This window comes from Methanofollis aquaemaris, assembly GCF_017357525.1.
Taxonomy (GTDB): Archaea; Halobacteriota; Methanomicrobia; order Methanomicrobiales; family Methanofollaceae; genus Methanofollis; species Methanofollis aquaemaris.
This window is the reverse complement of the sequence record NZ_CP036172.1, coordinates 218,195-239,883: the sequence shown is the minus strand read 5'-3', so window position 1 is coordinate 239,883 and position 21,689 is coordinate 218,195. Positions and strand designations below refer to the sequence as shown.

Sequence of the window (21,689 nt, the reverse complement as noted above, 5' to 3'; positions counted from 1 at the left end):
TTCAGAATAGGTGAATGACAATGTGCAGAGAGAGAATAAGCCCTGAAACGGAGAGTCCCTTCTCCTTTTTCATCGAAAGAGAGAGTGCGGTCTCGCCGGTGATCGGGGTGATGCTCATGCTTGTCGTGACGATCATCGTCGCCGCGCTGGTCAGCAGTTTTTCAGGTGGCCTGAGTGATTCGGCCGAACCGGCACCGACGACGGCATTCGACATCAGCATCCGTGCTGGAGATGAAGTTGGGAATGGGGTGAAATCTAATGCGCCCGGTCCTGCCCCAGAGTGCGTGGTGCTGACCATGGTCTCTGGAGACACGCTCAGTTCAGCAGACCTCCAGATCATCACCACCTACACGGTCCCCGAGACTTATAACGGGGTTCCTCTGAAGAATGCCGGCAAGGTCATCAAGCACACGCTGGACGGTGCGATCGGTCAGGATGATGTGTGGGACGAGAACTCCAATCCATTCGTTCCCCAGGTGAATGGCTATTGTCTTCTTCCAGATTCGGCCATGAACTGTCTTGTGCCTGGCAATGGTATGGTTGGCAATCCCCCGTGCTTTGGAACCTGCCTGTTCAAAGCGGGCGAACCGTACTGGTTCAAGGACAGGAACGCGTTCCTTGGGTTCGATGTGACCGACCGGACGGCATATGGTTTCCAGGAGGGGTCGGTTGTCCATATAACAATCGTCCACACACCAAGCGGTCAGACGGTGTATGACCAGGATGTGGTGGCGACATGGTGATGAAAAAGATGCAAGAATGGGAGCATGCGGTCTCACCGGTCGTCGGGGTGATGCTGATGCTCGTCGTGACGATCATCATTGCGGCGGTGGTCAGTTCCCTTGCAACCTCGCTTACCAGCGAGGTCGAGACGGGATCAGACGCCCAGGTGGAACTGGTCGGCGTGTCTTCCGGAGGATATAAGGATGTATCACACCCTCCTCGATGGACATATGCACAGATAGGGATTGTTTTTAAAAACGCTGGCGGTGGCACTCTGGACCTCAGGAACCTGAAATACTATATGACAGGTTTGGGCTTTACGCAGTGGAGTGGTGGCACACAGGGAACATTTACTCTGACCTATAATGACCCTGTCAGCCTCATCTATGTCGAGGACAGCGGATACCAGAGTGGTAAAGGAAAATATAGTATTACACTCCCTAAGGAAGCAACAGGCTATCGGATGCAGAAATTTGGCAGCGGCCTGACTCTTGAGGAACTGAAAGACCCGATCGTGGAACCAGGGGAGCAATTCATTATCTATTGCGAATATTTCTCTCCGGGATCGCCAGCAACACTCGGCTTCCGCTGTGATCGCGGAGACCCAGATAATCCGACCGATACATGGTCCAGTGGTGCGATCGATATCAACGGCGGCAGTGAGTATACCCTCTCTGATGTCAAGACCGGTGTGGTCTACTCATCCGGGTACCTTGAGCCCGAGCATATATTCTGAGTGGTCACGTGCAGAATGAATCAAAACAGAGGGGGCGATCCCCTCGTTGAGCACTCCCAAAATGATTTCAGGTGAACACTGGGGTCATGGTCACTTTTTTTCACTCATTTATTTTGGTTCTGTAGATATTTTCACTAATTCTTGATGCACGCGTGACTCATCCGCCTTCCCGGTTCTTCTCGTAGGAGGTTCTTCGAAGACCCTACGAATCATCTCATGTTCGATCCGCTCAGATCTCGAAAATCACAGATATTCTCAAGTTTGCTGACGCTCGCATCCCATGGATCCTCAGAACGATGATAGGTCGAGGATTGCAGACCAGGTGATCCTGTAAGATTTTTTGGCTCTGTAGAATCGGGCATGAACGTGGGGTTCAAGCATACGGGATGAAAATTTCTCGCCGCTTGATCGCTCTCTTTTCAAGATAGAAGAACTGGTGGAGACCTCACTCCATCGCCGCCCCTGCCTATCTTCGGTTCGTGGGGGGTCCGGGGGGCTGGCCGCCCCCCGGTGCGAGACGGCGGTGAAGGTTCGACGATGGGGGGCGGCTGATCAGATCGACGTGCCTTCCCACACCACCATGCCGGGGGCGCTGCCCCCGGCACAAGCATGGACGAAGGCGGCTGAATCATGCTTAAACCAAGAAATGGTGAGGTTTTCTACAGAGCCGATTTTTATTCTATCATTGTTCTGGCTGCTTGCGGTTCTCGACATATCTTCATGATGAGGGGGTTCATGGGCCGGAGGCTCATGAATCCCGTTTTGGGGTGATCAGAGAGGGTGATGGAGTTGGTGCGGGGAGTGTATTGCTTGTCTCTCGCCGGGGGCGTGTCGTCCCCGGACCCCCGCCAGGGCGATTGTTCGAGGATCACAAAGAGAGGGATCCAATGCTATCATTTTAATCGACTGCTGCCGCCTTTGACCAATCTTCACGATGAAGGGACCAGGGGCCGAAAGGCCCATGGTCCCCGTTGTCGGATATGAGAGGGTTATAGACGGTGGATCCAACGAACCCTCACCAACTCTTGGGTGACCGTGACTCTATTGTCTCACCAACTCTTCGGGCCGGGGACTCCTCGAAGACTCTCTCTTCTCGACTTCCTTCGGTCGTCATCGAAATATTCCGTGTATCTCACGCTCGTTCTCACTCGCACAGCGAAAATTCAAAATATTCTCAAGCTCGCTGACGCTCGCATCTCCCGAACCCCCAGGATGACGATGAGTCGAGAAGGCACAATGGACAAACAGGAAGAGGGGGGTTGCCATCCTTGACCTATCGTGTAGTGAGGTGCGAGCGCCAGCGAACTTAAGATGATCTCTGACCTTCAAGCAGTCGAGAAGTTTGGAGATCGTCGACCGTCACGTCCCCCACCACAGAGTGTTATCAAGATGATTTCTACAAAACCAAAAAAAGAGAGAGAGAGAAAAAATTCTTCAGACCTTCGCATTGAAGAGAAGGATCCGCCAGCCGTTCATGTCGAGCAACTTCAACTGGTTCCCTTCGATCTCGTAGCCCTTCACGGCCTTGAGGATCGACAGGTATGTCTCCTCCTGCTTCATGATCCCCTCGGGCTCAGCGCAGATCATCTTCGTGGACCCCGCCGGGCCGATCTCCAGGGACGACCCCGAGAGGTTGTAGGTCGCGAAGTAGTTGTTGCACCCGCCAGAGCCGGTGAGTTTCCCGTCTTCCCCGAAGACTGCAGTGATCTCGGTCCCTTCAATGACTCGCACCGCGATGTCTCCGAGGTGGTAGGTGTCAAGCACCCAGGTGGTGCCGACAAGGGGCAGGGCCGTGGGGCCCTCTGTCTTCACAAAGACCAGGACCGCCGTGCCGTTCTCGTCCATGAACGAGAGGCGGTCGCCCTCGATCGCAAAGGACTTCACCGTCCCGAGGAGGCTGAGGAAGGTGTTCTCCTGCTTCATGACGTCCTCGTCAGGACATGCCATGAGGGTCGAACCCGCAGGGCCGACGGTCATCTCAGTGCCGTTCACCTCGTATGAGGCGAAGTACCGGTTGCACCCGGCCGAGCCGGCAACTTTTCCGTCTTCGTCGAAGACTGCCGTTATCTCGGTGCCGGCGATGACCGAAACAATGGCGTCACCGGTGTGGTAGGACTCAAGGGTCCAGTTTGTCCCGACAAGGGGTTCGGGCTGCGGAGGGACGGCCTTCTCGAACACAAGGATCTTTGTCCCGTTCTCGTCGAAGAAGGTCAGCGTCTCACCCTCGATCGCGAAGGTCTTCACTGTGCTCAGGAGTCCGAGATAGGTACTCTCCTGCTTCATGACGTCTTCGTCAATACAGGCCATCAACGTCGAACCTGCGGGGCCGATGGTCATCTCCGTGCCGTTCACCGTGTACGAGGCAAAGTAGCGGTTGCACCCGGCAGAACCGGCGACCTTACCGTCCTCGTCGAAGACGGCGGTGATGGTCGTGCCTGAGATGACAGAGACGATCGCCTCTTTGTCATGGTACCACCGGAGTTCCCAGTCTGTCCCGACGAGCGGTTCGGGCTCGGGAGGGAGATGCTTCGCGAAGACCAGGACGGCAGCGCCGTTCTCGTCGAAGAATGTCAGGGTCTCGTCCCTGACCTCATAGGATTTCACCGTGTCGAGGAGTCGGAGGTACGCGCTCTCCTGCTCCATCACACCCGGTTTCATGCAATACATCTGCGTCGAGATCGCGGGGCCGAAGGTGATCGTTTTACCGTTCAGCGTGTACGAGGCGGAGTAATGGTTGCACCCGGCAGAGCCGCCGGCCGTGTTGTTCTCACCGAACTCAAGGGAGACCGTGGTTCCTTCGAGGGTGTTCTTCATCGAACCGTTCTGTGCGTACGAAACAAGATCCCAGGCGGTGCCGTTCAGATCGATCCCCTGCACGGTTTCATTGTCCGTCCCGTCAGGCGTCTGCCCCGTGCATCCGGCGGCAAGAAGACAGGCGGCGAGGACGGCGGCCACACCCAGGAGGGGGAGGGTGCGTCGCGCAGTGTTCTTCTTCATGGGTCGCATGCATAGAGATGAAACCACAGGGTAAAAATAAGATCCCTTGGGTGCGAAAAATTTCGCAGTCATATGGACTTAAAATTAGCATCAAGGGCCATTATGTGGTCTTTTGGGGTCGCCCCCCCGGCCGAAGTATAGCCTTGCGGCATTGGCCACGACAAAGACCGAACTGATATGGTGGAGGACGGCGGCCAGGATCGGGTTGAGCAGCCCGGCGGTCGCAAGGGCGAGGCCGACGGTGTTGAACCCCACCGCCCAGGCATAGTTCTGCCTGATCACCTGTTTCATCGCCTTCCCGGCCGCAAGGATGCCAGGGACTGCGGCCGGGTCGTCGCCCAGGACGACGATCTCGGCCGACCGCACGACAAGACCGGGGTTGCGGTGGCCGCCGATCGCGATCCCGACGTCCGCCACCGCAAGGGCCGGGGCGTCGTTCACCCCGTCGCCGACCATCACCACGCGCCCGCCGTTCTGGAATCCCTTCACCAGCGCGGTCTTGTCCTCAGGTCTGCACCCGGCATGGTACTCGTCGGCACCGATCGCGGCGGTAACCCGTTGCGCCTCCCCCTCTTCCTGATCGCCGGTGGCCAGCACCACCCGATTGATCCCGCACGCCCGCACGGCGTCGGCAAACCCTTCCACCGCTTCGGGCAGGGCATCCCTGATGACAAAGACTCCGCACGGATCGTTCTCGACGGCGAGCCAGACCGCCCGCCCCTCATAGTGCACGGCCGGAAGGGTGACGCCTGCCGCCCGGATGGTCTCGCCGCTCCCGACAAAGATCGATTTCCCGTCGATAACCGCCCGCACCCCCTGGCCGGGGAGATCTTCGCTCTCTGTCACCTCAGGCAGCGCACCGATCCCTTGCGAAACGGCATATGCCGTGATCGCCGTAGCGATCGGATGCGAGAATCTGGCCTCGACGGCGGCAGCAGACCTCAGCACCTCCTTCCTGTCGGCACCATTGAGTATGACGATCTCTCCCACCTCGGGTTCGGCCCTCGTGAGGGTGCCGGTCTTATCGGTCACCAGGGTCTCGGCCCCGACGAGTCGCTCAAGAGGTTCGCCGCCCCTGGTGAGGACATGCTCCCGACCAAGGCGGCCGATCGTCGCGGCGAAGGCGGCGGGGGTGGCCAGCGCCCAGGCGCAGGGGCAGGCCACCGAGAGGGCGGTGGCCGGCAGGTGGAGGTTGCCGGTGACGAGGTACAGAAGCCCCGCATACGCGGTCACCCCGATGAGAAAGACCTGAACGATCGTCTCGGCCTGCCGCTGGGTCTGTGATTTCTCTGCAAGACTCGCCTCGATCTCCCGGGTGACCACCGCAAGATAGGTGTCGTCCCCGTCCCGCGTCGCTCTGACATGGAGGGGTGCCGAGAGATTGAGCGTGCCTGAAGTGACCTGGCTTCCTGCCTGCTTGAAAACAGGGTAAGGCTCGCCGGTGACCGCGGACTCGTCGACCGACGAGTGCCCCTCAGTAACCACACCGTCGACCGGGATCGTCGATCCCTTCGGGACGATCACCAGGTCTCCGGCAGAGACCTCGTGCACCCCGACTTCCCTGACGGTGCCGCCGTCAAGCACCCGTGCCGTCGGTTTCCCCTCTTTCACCAGCCCTTCGATACGCTCGCGGTTCTTCCTGATGATGGTGGTGGCGATGAAGAGGCCGAGCCCGACGACCCAGGCGACCAGCGCCCCGCTCAGGGGTTGACCGTCGAGGAAGGTGACGGTCATCACGGCAACGATGAGGAGTTCGGCGCTGACGCGGTGCATCAGGACAATGGTCCTGAGCAGCCCTTCGGCGTACAGCAGCAGGCAGAAGAGATAGGTGACCACCCCGATCGAGGCGAGAACCGGAGAGCCAAAGACCTGGTCCCCGGCAAAACAGAGAACCGGGACAAGTGCGGCAATGACCCGGAGGAGCATCTTGTCATGGTTCGGGCTGATGGCGTCGAGCAGTGTGTCGACTTTCTTGAACAGTGCGGCAGTCTGTGGTGCTGGCATGATTCTATTATTCTCCGTATGGTGGGAGTTCATGAGGGCGTGGACAGGGAGTCCATAACGGGCCTTTGTTCTGGATGAACAGATAAGGTAGAGAGTTTCGGATCAGATATAAGAATTCCAAAGATTTTTTGGAAAATTCGGCCCTTTAGAAACCTCCTCCCCGGGGATGTGGGGGCCGGCCGCCTCGCGGCCCACCTGCCGGATAGGAATTCTCCACTGTCAAAAAATTGGGTTTTCATGAAAATCCTCAAAGGAATTTCACCGCCACCGTTTTTCCAAACATTCTTAGGGGAGGGTACATCAGCCCCGAATGGCCGACCATAGATACAGAGGCTTATGAAATCAGCACCATACCGGCCTGGAAGGATAGGCACGAGCAGAAAAAATGCACGCCGGGGGGTCGACATATGAGCGTCGTCGCCTCGGTCAGAGGCATAAAAGATCTCAATGATCTCCCGGAAGGCCTCAGGGCCATCTTCAGGCAATCACGTATTGGGGGAAAGGCACAGGAACGAGTGCCTCCGCCCGGAGGGGGTGAGCGTATGTGACCGACACCGCGGGACGGTAGTACCTATCTGTCCCGGCCATGCAAACACACAGGTTCCTTGTGCATTCCAGGGGAAAAACCCACCATACTATCTCCGGGCACCTGGTTGGGGAGGATGTGTCCGGAATCATATCCGAAAAAATTGCCAAATTTCGTCGCCCTCCAGCGATTCCACGCACCAATATAGGATCTGAGAGGGAAGGAACTCATTTTTCCTCGACCGGTTCCCCCGGTCGACACACCTTTTGTCCTGTTTCTCGTGCTGAAAGATTCGATCTCTAGTCTTCGATTATCCGTGTTTCCATGCTTGCTCCGCTCATACCCGGCACCAGGATAAAGCCGGAGACGGAAAGACCGGTTCAAGAACCTTTGATGTTGCTTTCCCGGCGGAGCAGAAGGGGGAAGGCGACTTATCAAAGAGTCCAACCCGACAAAAGCATGAGGATTCAACGGGACCGACCCACCAGAAATCCGCCCGGAATCCTGTCTCCTGTTTCGCCTCTCTCGCTGGCGATACCGGGTGGCCATGAGGTTTTGCATTGCTTGCAGTCATGCCGGGGCTCAGGGGGGCGGGAGAAACCTGGTTCCCTCGCCGCGTTGCACGAAAAAACATTCCTATAGTTCGATCGGAATAGAAGCCCGGAATGTCCCTCGATCAGGGGCTTTGTCCTTGAAACCAGGGACAATCTAGCCGGATTCGAGGGTGGGTCGTACCGATGCTCTCTCCGATACCTCCACTTCGGAAAATCGTCCCGATCCGAAACTTCTTCCGAATGCCCGAAAATCCCGAAGATCTTTCGGGGAGTCCTCATATCAATCGAAACTTCAATTCTTTACATGAGGAACAGCCTGCATGCAGCTGATTGAACTCAAATCCGGTGACCGTGCACGGATCATCGACATCCACGGTCGGGACGGCCTCAACCAGCACCTCGCCCTCCGCGGGGTGCAGATAGGCCGTATCGTCACCATGGTCTCCTGCACCTTCGGTCCCGTCGTCCTCCAGAGTGGTGGCGGAGAGGTCGTGCTTGGCAGGAGAATGGCATCACAGATTGTTGTTGAGAGGTTGTATGACACAGAAATCATTGACCCAGATGAAATATGGCGAGACCGGGGTTGTCACCGAACTCCTTGGTTCCCGTCACGATTTAAACTGCCTTGGCATCAGAAAAGGAAAGCCCCTGAAGATGATCACCAGGCAACCGATCAAGGGGCCGGTGGTTGTCCTTGCAGACGGGGTCGAGGTCGCCATGGGCCTTGAGATCGCGGCCCGTGTTATGGTAGAATCAGAATGAGATTTTTACGGAGCATAGAACATGACGAATAAAAAGAGCCCCGACCCCCAGACGGTCCTGATGGTCGGCAACCCCAATGTCGGCAAGAGCGCCCTCTTCAACCGACTCACCGGGGCCCAGGCGGTTGTCTCCAATTATCCGGGCACGACCGTCGACGTCACCAGGGGCAACCTCATCGACAGCGGCACGACCTATGAGGTCATCGACGTGCCGGGCGCGTACTCGCTTGAACCGAGGGACGCCGCCGAAGAAGTGGCCGTCCGTATCCTGGACGAACACCCGGATGCCGTCGTGCTCCTTGTCCTCGACGCCACCCGCCTGGAGCGCGGACTTTACCTCAGCCTTGAGGTGATGGAGCGGAGTGCACCGGTCTTGATCGTCCTCAATATGATGGACGCCGCCCGTGCAAAATCGATCAAAATCGACGCCCGGCGCCTGCAGAACCTTCTCGGGGTTCCGGTCGTCCAGACCTCCGCCACCATGGGCGAGGGGATCAGAGACCTGGCCGCCATGCTCAGAAAGGCCCAACCCGGCGACATCGACGGCATCGCCGCACGATCGAACGGGTCATCCCCTGAGACCGCCCGTATGAGCGGGTGTGGGGGTTGCGCCGGGTGCGGGGGGTGCCACTGATGGAACTCACCTCAGACCAACGCTGGGAGATCGTCGAACGGGTCGCCAGCAAGGTCGTCTCCACCGGCACCTCACAGCGCAGCCTTGCCGACGCCCTCGGCGACCTCACCGTCAAACCGCTCACCGGCCTGCCGGTCGCCCTCGCCGTCCTGTATGCCTTCTGGAGCATCTTCTCTTCGTTCGCCGGCGACCTGGTCACCGACGGTTTCATGGTCAAACTCTTCGACAACCACTGGCTTCCGTGGCTCCAGAGTGCCTGGCCGGATCCGAACAGTGTCCTCTACTTCCTCTTTGTCGGCGACCCGCTCGCGGACAACTGTTTTGAGGCCTTTGGAGTACTGAGTTCAGGGCTCTTCGTTTCTATCGGAGTCGTCCTCCCGGCGGTGCTCATCTTCTACCTGACCATGACCCTCCTTGAGGACTCAGGGTATCTGCCGCGGCTTGCCGTCCTCGCCGACACCTTCCTCCACAAGATCGGGCTTCACGGGTATGCGATCGTCCCGACGATCCTGGGCCTCGGGTGCAATGTCCCGGCCGTCACGGCAACCAGGGTGCTGGAGACGAAAAAACAGCGGTTCCTGATGATGACGCTCCTCGCGATCTTCGTCCCGTGCGGGGCGCAGCTCGGGATCATGCTCGCCGTCATCCCCGAATCGGTGGGCTGGGTGATCCTGTATCTGCTCGCCGGTTTTGCGGTCTTCGGGTTCCTCCTCGACCGCTTGATACCAGGGGAGAATCCAGAGATCCTCATCGACGTCCCGCCGTACCGGTGGCCGGTCCGCGAGAATGTGGCGAAGAAACTCTGGAACCGGACGAAAGGGTTCCTCAAGGAAGCGGTACCCTTTGTCCTGTTCGGTATCCTCATCGTCAACGTCCTGTATCTTCTCGGCGTCATCCAGGCACTTGCCACGGCGCTGGCACCCATCTTTGTCACCTGGTTCGGGGTGCCGTCCGAGACAGTCGGGCCGCTGATCGCCGCCTTCCTCAGAAAGGATCTCGCGGTCGCACAACTCTCCACCATCGCCATGACCCCGTACCAGATGATCACCTCGGTCGTCCTGGTATCCATCTACTTCCCGTGCGTGGCCACTTTTGTGGTCATGCTCCGTGAAGGCTGGAAGCAGCTCCTGGCCGCCATTGCGGCCCTTGTCGTGGTCGTATTCGTCTATGGCGGAGTGATCCACGGCATCGGCATCCTCCTGGGGGTGGCATAAATGAAGACATCATATACCATTGCATCCATCAGTGCCGCCCTCGTCGGGGCGGCCGCCCTTGTCCTCGGCCTTGCCGACGTCCTTGTCTGGGCGGGCAGCACCGGGCCGATCAGTATCGGCATCCTTGAGATCACCGGCGACGACTTCTTCCGCTGGGCCTGGGGCGGCCTGGTCGTCGTCCTTGGCGGGGTGCTCATGCTTGCAGGCGCCCGCTCCCTCGGCGACCTCGACCAGCGTGCCACCGCGGTGCTGGGCGTGATCATGGTCTGGCTGATCGCCGGATGCGACATCTTCGGTATGATCTGCAGCGGCATCCCGGCGGGAGAGGAAAGCGAGGCCTTCTTCAACTCGCTCGGAGGGTTCATCGGAGGGTTCGCACCCCCGTACGCTCCGGCGATCCTCCTCCTTCCCTTCACGCTCATTGTCGCCTGGCTCCTCCTCGACCAGAGGCAGGGGGCCTGAACAACCTTTTTGATGAAGCATGGTAAAGGTACACGGCGTGACCGCCCTCACCAGAAAAGCTGAAGATTATCTTGAGGCCATCCTCAATGTCTCTCTTGAGAAAGGCTATGCCAGGACCAAGGACGTCGCCGGCGAACTCGAGATCAGTCCCTCAAGCGTGGTGGAGATGTTCCAGAAACTCGACCGGATGGATCTGGTCGAGTACAGGCGCTACGAGGGAGTGACGCTCAAGCCTGAGGGGGAGAAGGTCGCCTGGGTGATCAAGTCCAGGCACGACACCCTCAAGTCCTTCCTGATGCTCATCGAGGTGCCTGAAATGGTCGCCGACAAAGACGCCTGTTTCATGGAACACGAACTCCATCCCGAGACCATCGAACAGATCGGGGTGCTGGTGGAATTTTTCAAGGATGGAAAAAACAACTCATTCGACGCGCGTGAGCGTTTCTCCGCATTCTGCAAGAAGTTCCATTTTGAGAAGCGCCACCGGTGAGTTTTAGAACAGGGCAGACGATCAGGAGGCGTCCAGATGATGACCGACCCGACGTCTTTCCTTGTGGCCTTCGGGCTGACCCTGGTGGCCGGGCTCTCGACCGGAGTCGGGAGCCTGATGGCCTTCTTCACCCGCCAGACAAGCACTCGTTTTCTCTCGGCCGCCCTCGGGTTCTCTGCCGGGGTGATGCTCTATGTCTCCTTTGTCGAACTCCTGGCCGGCGCCATGGAGACGGCGGGGCCGCCGCTCGCGACCGCCGCTCGCGACCGCTGCGTTCTTCGGCGGCGTGGGTGTGATCGCCCTCATCGACCGGGTCGTTCCCTACCCGCAGAACCCGCACGAGGCGCGGAGAGTCGAGGCGATCTGCGAAGTCGAGGGGAGGAAGTGCAGGGAGTCGGACGGGCTGTACCGCACCGGTCTCATTACCGCCGCGGCGATCACCATCCACAACATGCCCGAGGGGATGGCCACCTTCTCCAGCGCTCTCCTCGACCTCAACATCGGGGTGGCGATCGCCGTCGCCATCGCCATCCACAACATCCCGGAAGGTATCGCCGTCTCGGTGCCGATCTATTATGCGACCGGGAACAGGCGGACGGCCTTCATGTACTCCCTTCTTTCAGGACTTGCAGAGCCCGCCGGGGCGGTGGTTGCCCTTTTCGTTCTCCTCCCTTATCTCAGCGGTGCGGTGCTCGGCATTCTCTTCGCCGCGGTCGCGGGGATCATGGTCTTTGTCGCCGTCGACGAACTTCTCCCCGCGGCCAGGGAGTACGGGGAGGCGCACCTTGCGGTCTACGGCCTGGTCCTCGGGATGGGAGTGATGGCGGTGGTGCTGCTGGCGGTCTGGTGAGAGGCGGGGGGATCGGTTTTCACAGTGCCAGCATCCGTTCGATGGCCGCCCGCGCCCGGTCGGCGATCTCAGGCGGGACGGTGACCCTGGGTTCCAGGCGTTCCAGCGCTTTCCTGACCAGGGGGAGGTCGGTCTTTTTCATATTGACACAGATGGCCTGCTCGGAGAGAGGGTAACAGCGCTTCCCCGGACATTTCTTCTGCATCGGGTACAGGATCCCGTTCTCGGTCCCGATGACGAACTCCTCCCCCGGCGACGAGCAGACATGCCTGACCATCCCTGAGGTGGAGAAGACATGGTCGGCGGCATCGATCACCTCTGGCCGGCACTCGGGGTGGACGAGCACCTCGGCGTCGGGGTGCGTCTCCCTTGCCCGGTCAATGTCCTCGACCGTCATCCGGTCGTGAACATAACAGAACCCCTCCCAGGGGAGGATCTCCTTGGCGGTGAAGCGTGCGACGTACCGGCCGAGGTTCCGGTCGGGCACGAAGATCACCTGGTCGGCGTCCAGCGACTCGACCACCGCCACGGCATTGGCCGAGGTGCAGCAGATGTCGCTCTCGGCCTTCACCTCTGCCGGGGTGTTCACATAACAGGCCACCTCGGCCTCCGGGTACCGTCCTCTGAGGGACCGCACCTCGCCTGCGGTGACCATCCGGGCCATCGGGCAGAGGGCGTCGACGGCAGGGAGGAGCACCCGTTTCTCGGGGGCGAGGACCGCGGCGGTCTCGGCCATGAAATCGACACCGCAGAAGACGATCGTCTCTTCTTCGAGTCCGGCGGCGGCGCGTGCAAGTTCGAGGGAGTCGCCGACAAGGTCGGCGATATCCTGGACCTCGGGGATCTGATAATTGTGTGCGATGATCACGGCGCCCTGCTCTCTCTTCAGGCGTGCGATCTCGTCCTGAATGGTCTGGTTCATCCTATCACCTGCTCCCGATTCTTTCCCGCTCTCTTCCCACTGGTGCCGGTAATGGGTTGCGTGGTTGTGAATGTTGTGGTTGCGGAGGCACCGGCGACGGTGCCGTGCCGGCCGCAAGGCATATAATTCACAATTGTTAATACCTTTTCACAATTGTGAATGCGGGCCGGAGCCGGACGTGAGCACACCATGAAGACAATATATCCAGACATCACCGCGACGATCGGTCATACCCCGCTGGTCACTCTGAAGAGATTGGCCGCCGGCCTCCAGGCTGAGGTGCTGGTCAAAGTGGAGTCCTTCAATCCGATGGGGAGTGTGAAAGACCGGGTCGCCCTGGCCATCATCGAGGAGGCGGAGCAGACCGGGAGACTTCGAAAGGGGGTGACGGTCCTTGAGGCGACGAGCGGGAACACCGGCATCGGGCTTGCCGGCGTCTGTGCGGCCAGGGGCTACCGCCTGGTCATCTTCATGCCGGAGACGATGAGCATCGAACGCCGGCGGCTGATGGCCGCCCTCGGTGCAGAGATCGTCCTCACCGCCGGAGAAGACGGGATGGCCGGGGCGGTCAGAGAGGCCGAGGCGCTCGCAGCCTCTGACCCCGGCGCCTACCTCGTTGCCGGACAGTTTGCAAACCCTGCAAACCCGGCCGCCCACATGCACACGACCGCAGAAGAGATCTGGCGAGACACCGGCGGCGCCGTGGATATGGTGGTGGCCGGGGTCGGGACCGGGGGGACGCTCACCGGGATCGCCGCCGCCCTCAAGAGAAAAAAACCTTCATTCCGTGCGGTCGCCGTCGAACCCGCAGAGTCCGCGGTCCTCACGGGCGGGACGCCGGGCCCGCACCAGATCCAGGGGATCGGCGCCGGGTTCGTACCCGAGGTGCTGAGGACCGACCTCATCGACGAGGTGGTGGCGGTGAAAAGTGCCGACGCCGCCGCGACGACCCGCCGTCTTGCCAGGGAGGAGGGGATCCTTGCCGGTATCTCCTCCGGTGCGGCCGTGCATGCCGCCCTGCAGGTCGCGGCCAGACCCGAGAACCGGGAAAAGGTGATCGTCGCCGTCCTCCCCGACACCGGCGAGCGATACCTGAGCACCTCGCTCTTTGAGGAGTAGAGGAGGCGGGGACGGTGAGGATCAGGGAAGATATCAGGACCGTCTTTGCAAAGGACCCCGCCGCCCGCTCGGTGCCGGAGGTGCTTCTCTGTTATCCGGGCCTCCACGCCCTCTGGGTCCACCGGTTCGCCCACGTCCTCTGGGAACACCGGTTCTTCCTTGCGGCCAGGTGCATCTCCCATCTCGCACGGATGTTCACCGGGATCGAGATCCATCCCGGGGCGACGATCGGGCGGCGGGTCTTCATCGACCATGGTGCGGGCGTGGTGATCGGCGAGACCGCCAGCGTGGGCGACGACGTGCTCATCTACATGGGCGTGGTCCTTGGCGGCACGTCTCTTGCAAAGGGGAAACGTCACCCCACGGTGGAGGACGGCGCGGTCCTGGGGTCGGGGGCGATGGTGCTGGGCCCGATCACGGTCGGGCGCGAGGCAAAGGTCGGGGCCGGTTCGGTCGTCGTCCGCCCGGTCCCGCCCGGCGCCACCGTCGTCGGCGTCCCTGCCAGGATCGCCGGGCCCAGGTCAGGTGCGTCCTCAGACCGCCTCGACCACGGCGACCTCCCCGACCCCGCGCTCAGGGTGATCAGCAGGCTCCTTGAAGACCAGAACCGTCTTGAAAATCGTCTTGCCGCCCTCGAGCGCCGTGCGGGGTCGCCGGCAGAATCAACAGAACTACACCCGGGGATCTCCCATACTGAGGTATGGGCGGCGCTCAGACAGGTGATCGATCCCGAGGTCGGGACCGACATCGTCACCCTCGGCCTGGTCAAGGAGGTCGTCGTCATCGGCGCCTCGGTACGGGTCGACCTGGTGCTGACCACACCCTCGTGCCCGCTTGTCAGCCACCTCGCCGGGCAGGCGCGGGCACAGGTGATGAGTGTGGAGGGGGTGGCCGCGGCCGAGGTGAGAGTCCTCGACGAACCCTGGGACTGGGGACGGTACGAAGGCGATGGGAAGAAACAATCATACCGGAAGGAAGACCTGAACCATGCAGAATGTACTCGAGCATGAGAGAGAAGATACGAGCGTGCCGCACAGCATATACCCCGAGGGAGCATGAAGGTCCATCTTCCTGACGGCCGGACCAGGGAGATCACGGTGGAGCGCCTCACCGTCGAGGAGGTGCTCGTCGCCCTCGGGATCAACCCGCTGGAAGTGTTCGTCTCGCGAGACGGTCGGTTGGTTCCGGAGGACACGGTGGTCGGCGACGACGACGAACTCACGGTCGTCAGGTTTGTCCATGGGGGATGAGACAAAGGTGGCGGGGGTCGGTCCCTGCGTGCGGTGCGGGGCGCCCGCCGTCGCCCTGGTCCGCAGCACCGGCGACCACCTCTGCGCCGCCCACTTCGTCGCCTCGGTCGAGAGACGGGTGCAGGAGACGATCGAGCGTACCGGCATGATCCGGGACGGCGACTGCATCGCCGTCGGACTGAGCGGGGGCAAGGACAGTTCGGTCCTGCTGTACCTTCTCAGCCACCTGCTCAGAGACCGGCCCGCGGTCAGGCTCGTCGCGATCACCATCGACGAGGGGATCGCCGGGTATCGCGAGGAGACGATGAAGGCGGCGCGTTCGCTCGCAGCCGACCTCGGCGTGGAGCAGATCGTCGTCTCTTTCGAGGACGCCTTTGGGAGCAGTCTGGATGCTTTCCTCCGGAAACCGGCCGACCCCCACCCCTGCACCCTCTGCGGCGTCCTGCGCCGGCGGGCCCTCCAGACCGCCGCCCGCCGTGCCGGGGCCACAAAACTCGCGACCGGTCATTCCCTTGACGACGAGGCCGAAGCGGCGCTGATGAATGTGCTCAACGGCGACCTGAAACGGATCGTCAGGACCGGCATACCGGGCGACGCCTTTGTCCCGCGGATCAAGCCGCTGGGAGAGGTTCCTGAGAAAGAGGTGACCCTGTACGCCGTGGTGCAGGGGCTCTTTCTCCCCCTCCCCGAGTGTCCGTACGCCGGTCGGGCCCTCAGGTCGGAGGCCCGCGGCATCCTCTCTTCCCTTGAATATCGTCACCCCGGCACGACCGTGCAGTTCATGGAGGGCTACACCACGCTCCGGGAGGAGGTCGCCCGCTGTCTGGAAGAAAAAGGAGATCTGGAGGAGGGCGGGTTCGGCCGCTGCGAGGAGTGCGGCGAGCCCGCGACCGGCAGACGCTGCCAGGCCTGCGCTCTGCTCGCCTCACTCGCGGGCGAGTGAGGGGGCGCCAGCGACCCGCTCGGGCCTGGTGTAGATATTCATCTTTCGCCCGCGGGCGAACCCGACCACGGTCACCCCTCCCTCCTCCGCGATCCTGAGGGCCAGCGTGGTCGTCGCCCCCCTGGAGACGACCACCGGCACCCCGGCGACCAGACACTTCCTCACCATCTCAGATGAGATCCGGCCCGAACAGACCACGAAGGTGCGGGAAAAGTCGATCTTGTGCAGTAGACCGTACCCGATGACGCGATCCATCGCGTTGTGCCGCCCGATATCCTCGGCCAGACAGGCCCGGCCCTCACGGTCGTACAGCCCGACGATGTGCACGCCCCCGGTCCTGGCATGGAGGTCTGAGGTGAGGGCGTCCCGCACCGCCGCACGCAGCATGGCCGGGGTCACCTCGAGGTCAGAACTGACCGTCGGGAGGCGGGCGCCGTCGAGGAAGGAGGTGGTCCCCCCGCAGCCGGAGAGGACGGTCTTTTTTGAGACCAGGATGGCGAAGGGGTTGGTGGTCAGGACACTCGCGGCATGCTCTTCGATCGTCATGGACTCGATCTCGTCGAGACCCCTGACGATCCCCTCGGTGAAGAGAAAACCGGTCACAAACTCCCTGAGCATCGCCGGGCCGGTCATGGCGGTGAGGGCCTGGCGGCCGTTGACGGTGACGGTGAACGCGATCTCCTCCACGACCGCATGCTCCCCTCCGGCAAACGCTTCATCTTCTACCCTGATACAGGGGACTTCCCTGAACATCCTCACACCATCCGCGTGATCTCCTCGACGGCGGCCAGGAGGAGGTCGACCTCCTCCGCCGTGTTGTAGAGGTACAGACTTGCCCGCACCGTCCCGTGCGCCAGGCCGAGGTGGCGCATCAGGGGCATGCAGCAGTGTTCGCCCGACCGCACCATGATCCCGGCGGCCTCGTCAAGGATATGGGCCACGTCGTGAGGGTGCATCCCGTCCACCACAAAGGAGACGACGCCGATCCGTTTTTCGGGACTTTCCGGTCCAAAGACGGTGACGTGGTCCAGTCCTGAAAGCCCCGCGAAGAGTCGGCCGGTCAGGTGTGCTTCATGCCGGCGGACCTCATCCATCCCGATCTCTTCGAGATAGCCGACCGCCCGCCCCAGCCCGATCATCCCGGCGACATGCGGCGTCCCGGCCTCATACCGTGCCGGCGGCGCGGCCGGCGTATAACCGTCGGAGGTAACCGTCTCGATCATCCCGCCGCCCAGGAAGAGAGGGTCGAGGTCGGGTTCCCGCATCCAGAGGATGCCGGTCCCGGTCGGCCCGAGCATCTTGTGCCCGGAAAAACAGAGATAGTCGCAGCCGAGACGCTCCACATCGACGGGAAGGTGCGGGACCGACTGGGCTCCGTCCACCAGGAGGCGGGCGCCGTGTTCGTGGGCGATTCGCCCGATCTCCCTGACCGGCTGGACCGACCCAAGGGCGTTGGAGGCATGAGTGAGTGCCACCAGCCTGGTCCGGTCGTCGACCGCCGCCGCGACGACGGTCGGGTCGAGGAGTCCGTCGGGGTCGGGGGCGACGACCTCGACCTCCACGCCCCGTTCACGGAGCCGCAGCCAGGGGAGGAGGTTGGAGTGGTGTTCTGCGGAGGAAGTGACCACCCGGTCGCCGGACCGCCAGCGCATCCCGCCGGCGACCATGTTCACCGAGGCCGTCGTGTTGGCGGTGAGCACGGTCACCCCGGCCTGCCCGCCGATAAACCCGGCGACCCGCGCCCTGGCGTCCTCAAAGCGCTGCGAAGCGAACCTGGTCAGCCGGTGGACGCCGCGCCCGACATTGGCCCGATAGCGCCGGTCGTACTCGGCCACCGCACCGATCACCTGCTCGGGGCAGAGGCTGACCGAGGCGCTGTCCATATAGACCAGGTCTCCAGCCAGCGGGAAGTCAGCACGACAGTCTTTGATGCCTCTCATAACACCGTGCCCCTCTACACCCGCCAATCGTCACCTCACCGCATATATCTTCTGCCGCCCCCCCTCTCAATCGTTGGCGAGGTCGGAACGGCAGGGTTCGTCCTCCTCGCGCATCTGCATGCAGATCTGGCAGATCCGTCTGGAGAGGTCGTCGACCCTGCCCTCATGGAGGTCTTTTGCAAGCCGGCGGATCGAATCCCGCACCTCGCCTTCAAAGACGATCTTGTAGCCACGTTTCTTGGAAAGGTACTGGGAGACGGCAGAAGGAGCGATCCCCATCATCTGTGCGATCTCCTGCTGCGAGGCCCCGCATTCAACAAGTTCTTCTGCGATCGCCGCCCTGATGGCCGGCAGGACGTCCCAGACGATCACCTGACATGGCAACTTCATGGTATCACAACATTAAAATGGTCGGAATGTGACGTTAAGGATACATTCACAATTGTGAATTCGCCCCCGTGACACATAATACCTTTGTCTGCAGGAGCACATGCACCTGACCGTGCCCCGGCACGCAGGATACAGGAGAGGTACAGAATGGTTCCAGACACATTCATCTATATGGACCACGCAGCGACGGCCCCCACCCACCCGGAGGTCGTCAAAGCGATGCTTCCCTATTTCACCGAACAGTTCGGCAACCCCTCGTCATTGTACGAGATCGCGGCCAGGTCGAAGGAGGCGGTGGCCCGTGCCCGCGAGCAGGTCGCCGCCGCCCTCGGCGCCTCGCCCAGGGAGATCTTCTTCACCTCGGGCGGGACCGAGTCGGACAACTGGGCACTGAAAGGGGTTGCCTTCGCCCATAAGAACAAAGGCACCCACATCATCACGACCGTCATCGAACACCATGCCGTCCTCCACACCTGCGAGTGGCTGGAGAAGCAGGGTTTCTCGGTCACCTACCTCCCGGTCGACCGGTACGGCATGGTCGACCCGGCCGCGGTCGAAGAGGCGATCACCGACCAGACCATCCTCATCTCGGTGATGACGGCCAACAACGAGATCGGCACCATCCAGCCCATCGCCGCGATCGGCGCGATCGCCCACAAACACGGTGTCCTCTTCCACACCGACGCCGTCCAGGCCGTCGGCCAGGTCCCGATCGACGTCGACGCGATGCAGATCGACCTCCTCTCCCTCTCCGGCCACAAGTTCGCGGGCCCCAAAGGGACCGGGGCGCTCTATGTCAGGAAAGGCGTACGGCTCGACCCTCTCATCCATGGCGGGGCGCAGGAACGCGGCCGGCGGGCCGGGACTGAGAATGTCCCCGGCGTCGTCGGCCTGGGCGCGGCGATCGAACGGGCGACGAGAGACATACCCGGCCGCGCCGCGAAGATCGCCAGGATGCGGGACCGCCTGATCGGCAAACTCCTGGAGATCCCGCACACCAGGCTCAACGGCCACCCGACCGAACGCCTGCCAAACAACGTCAATGTGGCCTTCGAATATATCGAGGGAGAGTCGATCCTTCTCCTGCTCGATGCCCATGGAATCGCTGCATCGACCGGAAGCGCCTGTTCGTCGGCGTCTCTCGACCCCTCGCACGTCCTCCTCGCCTGCGGTCTCCCGGCCGAAGAGGCCCACGGCTCGCTGCGCCTCACCCTGGGAGAAGAGACCACTGAGAAGGAGGTCGAGCGCGTGCTGGAGGTCGTCCCCGGCATCGTCCAGAGACTACGGGACATGTCCCCGTTGACACCCCCTGAACTGAGGACCAGGTGAAACTATGTATAACGAAAAAGTAATGGACCATTTCATGAACCCAAGAAATCAGGGCGAGATCCCTGACGCCGACGGCGTCGGCGAGGTGGGCAACCCCGCCTGCGGCGACATCATGAAGATCTACCTGAAGGTGAAAGAGAACGTCGTCACCGACGTGAAGTTCCAGACCTTCGGGTGCGGGGCGGCGATCGCCTCCTCAAGCATGGCAACCGACCTGATCAAGGGTCGAGACCTGGAGGAGGCATGGGCCCTCTCGAACAGAGCGGTCGCCGAGGCCCTCGACGGCCTGCCGCCCCAGAAACTCCACTGCTCAGTGCTGGCCGAGGAGGGGATCCACGCGGCGATCAACGACTACCGGCAACGCCGCGGCCTGTCTCCCTGGCAGGACGATCGTCGGGAGGCATGAGAAGGTGTCGGCCGGAGAGACGGACCGCTATGCCCGCCAGGTGATGCTCTTTGGAAAAGAAGGGCAGGAACGCCTTGATAATGCCCATGTCTTCATCGCCGGCGCCGGCGGGTTGGGGTGCCCGATCGCCCTCTACCTTGCCGCCGCCGGGATCGGTACGATCACGATTGCCGACAACGATCATATCGAGATCACCAACCTCAACCGGCAGGTGCTCCATTATGAGAAGGACGTCGGGCGGAAGAAGGTCGACTCGGTGCGGGAGAAACTGGCCGCCTTCAACTCGCAGATCAGGGTGAATGCCGTCTCCACGACGATCGACCAGGCGAACGCCGCCGATCTGGTCGGGGACGCCGACGTGATCATCGACGCCCTGGACAACTTCGAGACGAGGTACGTCCTCAACCAGGTCGCCATCGAGAAGGGGATCCCCTTCATCCACGGTGCGATCAGCGGGTTCGACGGGCAGGCGACGGTGCTCATCCCGGGCAAGACCCCGTGTCTCAGATGTATCTTCCCCAAGGCCCCGCCGAAAGTGGTCTTCCCGGCGGTCGGCACGACACCCGGTCTGATCGGGATGATCCAGGCAAACGAGGCGATCAAGTATCTGACCGGCACCGGCGAACTCCTTGCCGGGCGTCTGCTCATTCTGGACGGACTGAGAGGGACGACCGACTCGATCGAGATCGTGCGGGACGATGCCTGCACAGCGTGCAAGGAGACGAAATGAAGGTACGAGTACGGGCTTTTGCACGGTTCAGGGAGATCTTCGGGTCCGAGCAGGTCATCGACCTCCCCGAAGAGGCCGGGCTTGACGTTCTTCTCAAGAAGTTTGCGGAGAGCCGCGAGGAGGGACATGCCGCCCTCTTCGACGGAGACGGTCGGCTCCTGAGCCATGTGGTGCTGATGCACAACCGGCGGCGGGTCGAAGATGCCGCGGTCGGCGGGACGGCTCTCTCTGACGGGGACGAGGTCGCCGTCTTCCCGCCGGTCGCCGGCGGATAAATGGAGAGAAAGATGATCACGATCACACATGACGAGATCGACGCCGGTGCGCTGATCCGGGCGGCACAGACGCCTGAGATGGGCGCGCTGGTCACTTTTGTCGGGGTTGTCAGGGACGACGACGGGCTTGAGACGATGGAACTCGAAGCCTACGAGGAGGCGGCACACGAAGAACTCTCGACGATCCGGGACGAGGCGATGGAGCGATATGCCATCGACTCGGTGGACATCGTCCACCGGATCGGGCGACTCGAGGTCGGCGAGACGATCCTGGTCATCGTCGTCGGCGCCGGACACCGGAAGGAGGCATTTCCCGCCTGCGAGTACGTCATCGATCGGCTCAAGCAGACGGTGCCGATCTGGAAGAAAGAGTACAGGGCCGGCGGCGACGAGTGGGTGGCCGGCGAGACACAGAAGAGTGCTTGAGAGAGGAG

General features: G+C 61.5%; 24 protein-coding genes and 1 pseudogene. 18 read left to right on the top strand and 7 right to left on the bottom strand.

Features of this window, described 5'->3' with window-relative positions; genetic code table 11:
• Nucleotide 1: 1 nt before the first annotated feature.
• On the bottom strand, nt 2-214 hold the full coding sequence (locus RJ40_RS01115) for a hypothetical protein (protein ID WP_265582632.1): 213 nt from the start codon (nt 212-214) through the stop codon (nt 2-4).
• Between RJ40_RS01115 and RJ40_RS01110 the strand changes: the two genes are divergently transcribed.
• Complete coding sequence (locus RJ40_RS01110; RefSeq protein ID WP_322743908.1) at nt 111-743, top strand: type IV pilin N-terminal domain-containing protein; 633 nt, start codon at nt 111-113, stop codon at nt 741-743. The genes RJ40_RS01115 and RJ40_RS01110 overlap by 104 nt on opposite strands.
• Nucleotides 737-1,459, top strand: coding sequence for a type IV pilin (locus tag RJ40_RS01105; RefSeq protein ID WP_265581508.1), 723 nt, complete (start codon nt 737-739; stop codon nt 1,457-1,459). Before RJ40_RS01110 ends, RJ40_RS01105 begins: the two co-directional genes overlap by 7 nt.
• Before the next feature lie 1,434 nt (nt 1,460-2,893).
• Here the strand turns inward: RJ40_RS01105 and RJ40_RS01100 are convergent.
• Together RJ40_RS01100 and RJ40_RS01095 are read right to left on the bottom strand one after the other, a co-directional pair.
• On the bottom strand, nt 2,894-4,456 hold the full coding sequence (locus tag RJ40_RS01100) for an META domain-containing protein (RefSeq protein ID WP_265581507.1): 1,563 nt from the start codon (nt 4,454-4,456) through the stop codon (nt 2,894-2,896).
• A 90-nt stretch (nt 4,457-4,546) separates the two neighbouring features.
• Entirely contained in the window at nt 4,547-6,460 is a 1,914-nt protein-coding gene (locus RJ40_RS01095; protein WP_265581506.1) for a heavy metal translocating P-type ATPase, read from the bottom strand.
• Between the two features lie 1,400 nt (nt 6,461-7,860).
• Here RJ40_RS01095 and RJ40_RS13015 point away from each other — a divergent pair.
• The 7 genes and pseudogenes from RJ40_RS13015 to zupT form a co-directional block, all read left to right on the top strand.
• Nucleotides 7,861-8,061, top strand: a pseudogene (locus RJ40_RS13015) (FeoA family protein); the annotation flags it as partial.
• Nucleotides 8,062-8,077: 16 nt separating this feature from the next.
• Nucleotides 8,078-8,302 carry a FeoA family protein gene (locus tag RJ40_RS01090; RefSeq protein ID WP_265581505.1) on the top strand — a complete coding sequence of 75 codons (225 nt, stop codon included), beginning with the start codon at nt 8,078-8,080 and terminating at the stop codon, nt 8,300-8,302.
• 21 nt (nt 8,303-8,323) lie between these two features.
• Nucleotides 8,324-8,935 (top strand): FeoB small GTPase domain-containing protein, encoded by a 612-nt coding sequence (locus tag RJ40_RS01085; protein WP_265581504.1) that lies wholly within the window; start codon nt 8,324-8,326, stop codon nt 8,933-8,935.
• Nucleotides 8,935-10,149 carry a nucleoside recognition domain-containing protein gene (locus RJ40_RS01080; RefSeq protein WP_265581503.1) on the top strand — a complete coding sequence of 405 codons (1,215 nt, stop codon included), beginning with the start codon at nt 8,935-8,937 and terminating at the stop codon, nt 10,147-10,149. The genes RJ40_RS01085 and RJ40_RS01080 overlap by 1 nt, the downstream gene beginning before the upstream one ends.
• The gene (locus RJ40_RS01075) at nt 10,150-10,611 is read left to right on the top strand and encodes a hypothetical protein (protein ID WP_265581502.1); all 462 of its coding nucleotides are present in this window, start codon (nt 10,150-10,152) and stop codon (nt 10,609-10,611) included. It begins immediately after the preceding gene.
• Nucleotides 10,612-10,630: 19 nt separating this feature from the next.
• On the top strand, nt 10,631-11,101 hold the full coding sequence (locus RJ40_RS01070; protein ID WP_265581501.1) for a metal-dependent transcriptional regulator: 471 nt from the start codon (nt 10,631-10,633) through the stop codon (nt 11,099-11,101).
• A gap of 193 nt (nt 11,102-11,294) precedes the next feature.
• Nucleotides 11,295-11,951 carry a zinc transporter ZupT gene (zupT, locus tag RJ40_RS01065; RefSeq protein ID WP_265581500.1) on the top strand — a complete coding sequence of 219 codons (657 nt, stop codon included), beginning with the start codon at nt 11,295-11,297 and terminating at the stop codon, nt 11,949-11,951.
• A gap of 19 nt (nt 11,952-11,970) precedes the next feature.
• Here the strand turns inward: zupT and nadA are convergent, their stop codons facing one another.
• Nucleotides 11,971-12,873 carry a quinolinate synthase NadA gene (nadA, locus tag RJ40_RS01060; protein ID WP_265581499.1) on the bottom strand — a complete coding sequence of 301 codons (903 nt, stop codon included), beginning with the start codon at nt 12,871-12,873 and terminating at the stop codon, nt 11,971-11,973.
• A 189-nt stretch (nt 12,874-13,062) separates the two neighbouring features.
• On the opposite strand from nadA, the gene cysK reads away from it, so the two are divergent.
• The 4 genes from cysK to RJ40_RS01040 are packed head-to-tail and all read left to right on the top strand — an operon-like array spanning nt 13,063 to nt 16,185.
• A complete protein-coding gene (gene cysK, locus RJ40_RS01055) occupies nt 13,063-13,992 on the top strand; it encodes a cysteine synthase A (RefSeq protein ID WP_265581498.1) in 930 nt (309 codons plus the stop codon).
• 14 nt (nt 13,993-14,006) lie between these two features.
• The gene (gene cysE, locus RJ40_RS01050; protein ID WP_265581497.1) at nt 14,007-15,002 is read left to right on the top strand and encodes a serine O-acetyltransferase; all 996 of its coding nucleotides are present in this window, start codon (nt 14,007-14,009) and stop codon (nt 15,000-15,002) included.
• Nucleotides 15,003-15,047: 45 nt separating this feature from the next.
• On the top strand, nt 15,048-15,242 hold the full coding sequence (gene thiS / locus RJ40_RS01045) for a sulfur carrier protein ThiS (protein WP_265581496.1): 195 nt from the start codon (nt 15,048-15,050) through the stop codon (nt 15,240-15,242).
• A complete protein-coding gene (locus RJ40_RS01040) occupies nt 15,232-16,185 on the top strand; it encodes a TIGR00269 family protein (protein WP_265581495.1) in 954 nt (317 codons plus the stop codon). The genes thiS and RJ40_RS01040 overlap by 11 nt, the downstream gene beginning before the upstream one ends.
• On the opposite strand, the gene fdhD is transcribed toward RJ40_RS01040, so the two are convergent.
• The 3 genes from fdhD to RJ40_RS01025 form a co-directional block, all read right to left on the bottom strand.
• Nucleotides 16,168-16,938 carry a formate dehydrogenase accessory sulfurtransferase FdhD gene (gene fdhD, locus RJ40_RS01035; protein ID WP_265581494.1) on the bottom strand — a complete coding sequence of 257 codons (771 nt, stop codon included), beginning with the start codon at nt 16,936-16,938 and terminating at the stop codon, nt 16,168-16,170. The two genes, RJ40_RS01040 and fdhD, sit on opposite strands and share 18 nt — an antisense overlap.
• A 2-nt stretch (nt 16,939-16,940) precedes the next feature.
• A complete protein-coding gene (locus tag RJ40_RS01030) occupies nt 16,941-18,125 on the bottom strand; it encodes an aminotransferase class V-fold PLP-dependent enzyme (RefSeq protein ID WP_265581493.1) in 1,185 nt (394 codons plus the stop codon).
• A 66-nt stretch (nt 18,126-18,191) separates the two neighbouring features.
• Entirely contained in the window at nt 18,192-18,515 is a 324-nt protein-coding gene (locus RJ40_RS01025) for a transcriptional regulator (protein WP_265581492.1), read from the bottom strand.
• A gap of 147 nt (nt 18,516-18,662) precedes the next feature.
• On the opposite strand from RJ40_RS01025, the gene nifS reads away from it, so the two are divergent.
• From nifS to RJ40_RS01000, 5 genes are read left to right on the top strand one after another with little or no spacing between them, the layout of a single operon-like run.
• Nucleotides 18,663-19,844: a cysteine desulfurase NifS gene (gene nifS / locus RJ40_RS01020; RefSeq protein ID WP_265581491.1), complete on the top strand. Its 1,182-nt coding sequence runs from the start codon at nt 18,663-18,665 to the stop codon at nt 19,842-19,844.
• Nucleotides 19,845-19,848: 4 nt separating this feature from the next.
• Nucleotides 19,849-20,250, top strand: coding sequence for a Fe-S cluster assembly scaffold protein NifU (gene nifU / locus RJ40_RS01015; protein ID WP_265581490.1), 402 nt, complete (start codon nt 19,849-19,851; stop codon nt 20,248-20,250).
• Between the two features lie 4 nt (nt 20,251-20,254).
• Complete coding sequence (locus RJ40_RS01010; RefSeq protein ID WP_265581489.1) at nt 20,255-20,980, top strand: HesA/MoeB/ThiF family protein; 726 nt, start codon at nt 20,255-20,257, stop codon at nt 20,978-20,980.
• Nucleotides 20,977-21,255, top strand: coding sequence for a MoaD/ThiS family protein (locus RJ40_RS01005; RefSeq protein ID WP_265581488.1), 279 nt, complete (start codon nt 20,977-20,979; stop codon nt 21,253-21,255). Before RJ40_RS01010 ends, RJ40_RS01005 begins: the two co-directional genes overlap by 4 nt.
• A gap of 12 nt (nt 21,256-21,267) precedes the next feature.
• Entirely contained in the window at nt 21,268-21,681 is a 414-nt protein-coding gene (locus tag RJ40_RS01000) for a molybdenum cofactor biosynthesis protein MoaE (protein ID WP_265581487.1), read from the top strand.
• The last annotated feature ends 8 nt before the right edge of the window (nt 21,682-21,689 follow it).

What these genes read in the sequence shown, in the direction of transcription:
- RJ40_RS01105 (WP_265581508.1), top strand. Translation starts at nt 737, where the DNA reads ATGGTGATGAAAAAGATGCAAGAATGGGAGCATGCGGTCTCACCGGTC.
- thiS (WP_265581496.1), top strand. Translation starts at nt 15,048, where the DNA reads ATGAAGGTCCATCTTCCTGACGGCCGGACCAGGGAGATCACGGTGGAG.
- RJ40_RS01025 (WP_265581492.1), bottom strand. Translation starts at nt 18,515, where the DNA reads ATGAAGTTGCCATGTCAGGTGATCGTCTGGGACGTCCTGCCGGCCATC.
- cysK (WP_265581498.1), top strand. Translation starts at nt 13,063, where the DNA reads ATGAAGACAATATATCCAGACATCACCGCGACGATCGGTCATACCCCG.
- RJ40_RS01095 (WP_265581506.1), bottom strand. Translation starts at nt 6,460, where the DNA reads ATGCCAGCACCACAGACTGCCGCACTGTTCAAGAAAGTCGACACACTG.
- RJ40_RS01000 (WP_265581487.1), top strand. Translation starts at nt 21,268, where the DNA reads ATGATCACGATCACACATGACGAGATCGACGCCGGTGCGCTGATCCGG.
- fdhD (WP_265581494.1), bottom strand. Translation starts at nt 16,938, where the DNA reads ATGTTCAGGGAAGTCCCCTGTATCAGGGTAGAAGATGAAGCGTTTGCC.
- RJ40_RS01115 (WP_265582632.1), bottom strand. Translation starts at nt 214, where the DNA reads ATGTCGAATGCCGTCGTCGGTGCCGGTTCGGCCGAATCACTCAGGCCA.
- RJ40_RS01075 (WP_265581502.1), top strand. Translation starts at nt 10,150, where the DNA reads ATGAAGACATCATATACCATTGCATCCATCAGTGCCGCCCTCGTCGGG.
- RJ40_RS01070 (WP_265581501.1), top strand. Translation starts at nt 10,631, where the DNA reads ATGGTAAAGGTACACGGCGTGACCGCCCTCACCAGAAAAGCTGAAGAT.
- nifU (WP_265581490.1), top strand. Translation starts at nt 19,849, where the DNA reads ATGTATAACGAAAAAGTAATGGACCATTTCATGAACCCAAGAAATCAG.
- RJ40_RS01030 (WP_265581493.1), bottom strand. Translation starts at nt 18,125, where the DNA reads ATGAGAGGCATCAAAGACTGTCGTGCTGACTTCCCGCTGGCTGGAGAC.
- zupT (WP_265581500.1), top strand. Translation starts at nt 11,295, where the DNA reads ATGTCTCCTTTGTCGAACTCCTGGCCGGCGCCATGGAGACGGCGGGGC.
- RJ40_RS01080 (WP_265581503.1), top strand. Translation starts at nt 8,935, where the DNA reads ATGGAACTCACCTCAGACCAACGCTGGGAGATCGTCGAACGGGTCGCC.
- RJ40_RS01090 (WP_265581505.1), top strand. Translation starts at nt 8,078, where the DNA reads ATGACACAGAAATCATTGACCCAGATGAAATATGGCGAGACCGGGGTT.
- RJ40_RS01085 (WP_265581504.1), top strand. Translation starts at nt 8,324, where the DNA reads ATGACGAATAAAAAGAGCCCCGACCCCCAGACGGTCCTGATGGTCGGC.
- nifS (WP_265581491.1), top strand. Translation starts at nt 18,663, where the DNA reads ATGGTTCCAGACACATTCATCTATATGGACCACGCAGCGACGGCCCCC.
- RJ40_RS01110 (WP_322743908.1), top strand. Translation starts at nt 111, where the DNA reads ATGCTCATGCTTGTCGTGACGATCATCGTCGCCGCGCTGGTCAGCAGT.
- RJ40_RS01100 (WP_265581507.1), bottom strand. Translation starts at nt 4,456, where the DNA reads ATGAAGAAGAACACTGCGCGACGCACCCTCCCCCTCCTGGGTGTGGCC.
- RJ40_RS01005 (WP_265581488.1), top strand. Translation starts at nt 20,977, where the DNA reads ATGAAGGTACGAGTACGGGCTTTTGCACGGTTCAGGGAGATCTTCGGG.
- RJ40_RS01040 (WP_265581495.1), top strand. Translation starts at nt 15,232, where the DNA reads ATGGGGGATGAGACAAAGGTGGCGGGGGTCGGTCCCTGCGTGCGGTGC.
- nadA (WP_265581499.1), bottom strand. Translation starts at nt 12,873, where the DNA reads ATGAACCAGACCATTCAGGACGAGATCGCACGCCTGAAGAGAGAGCAG.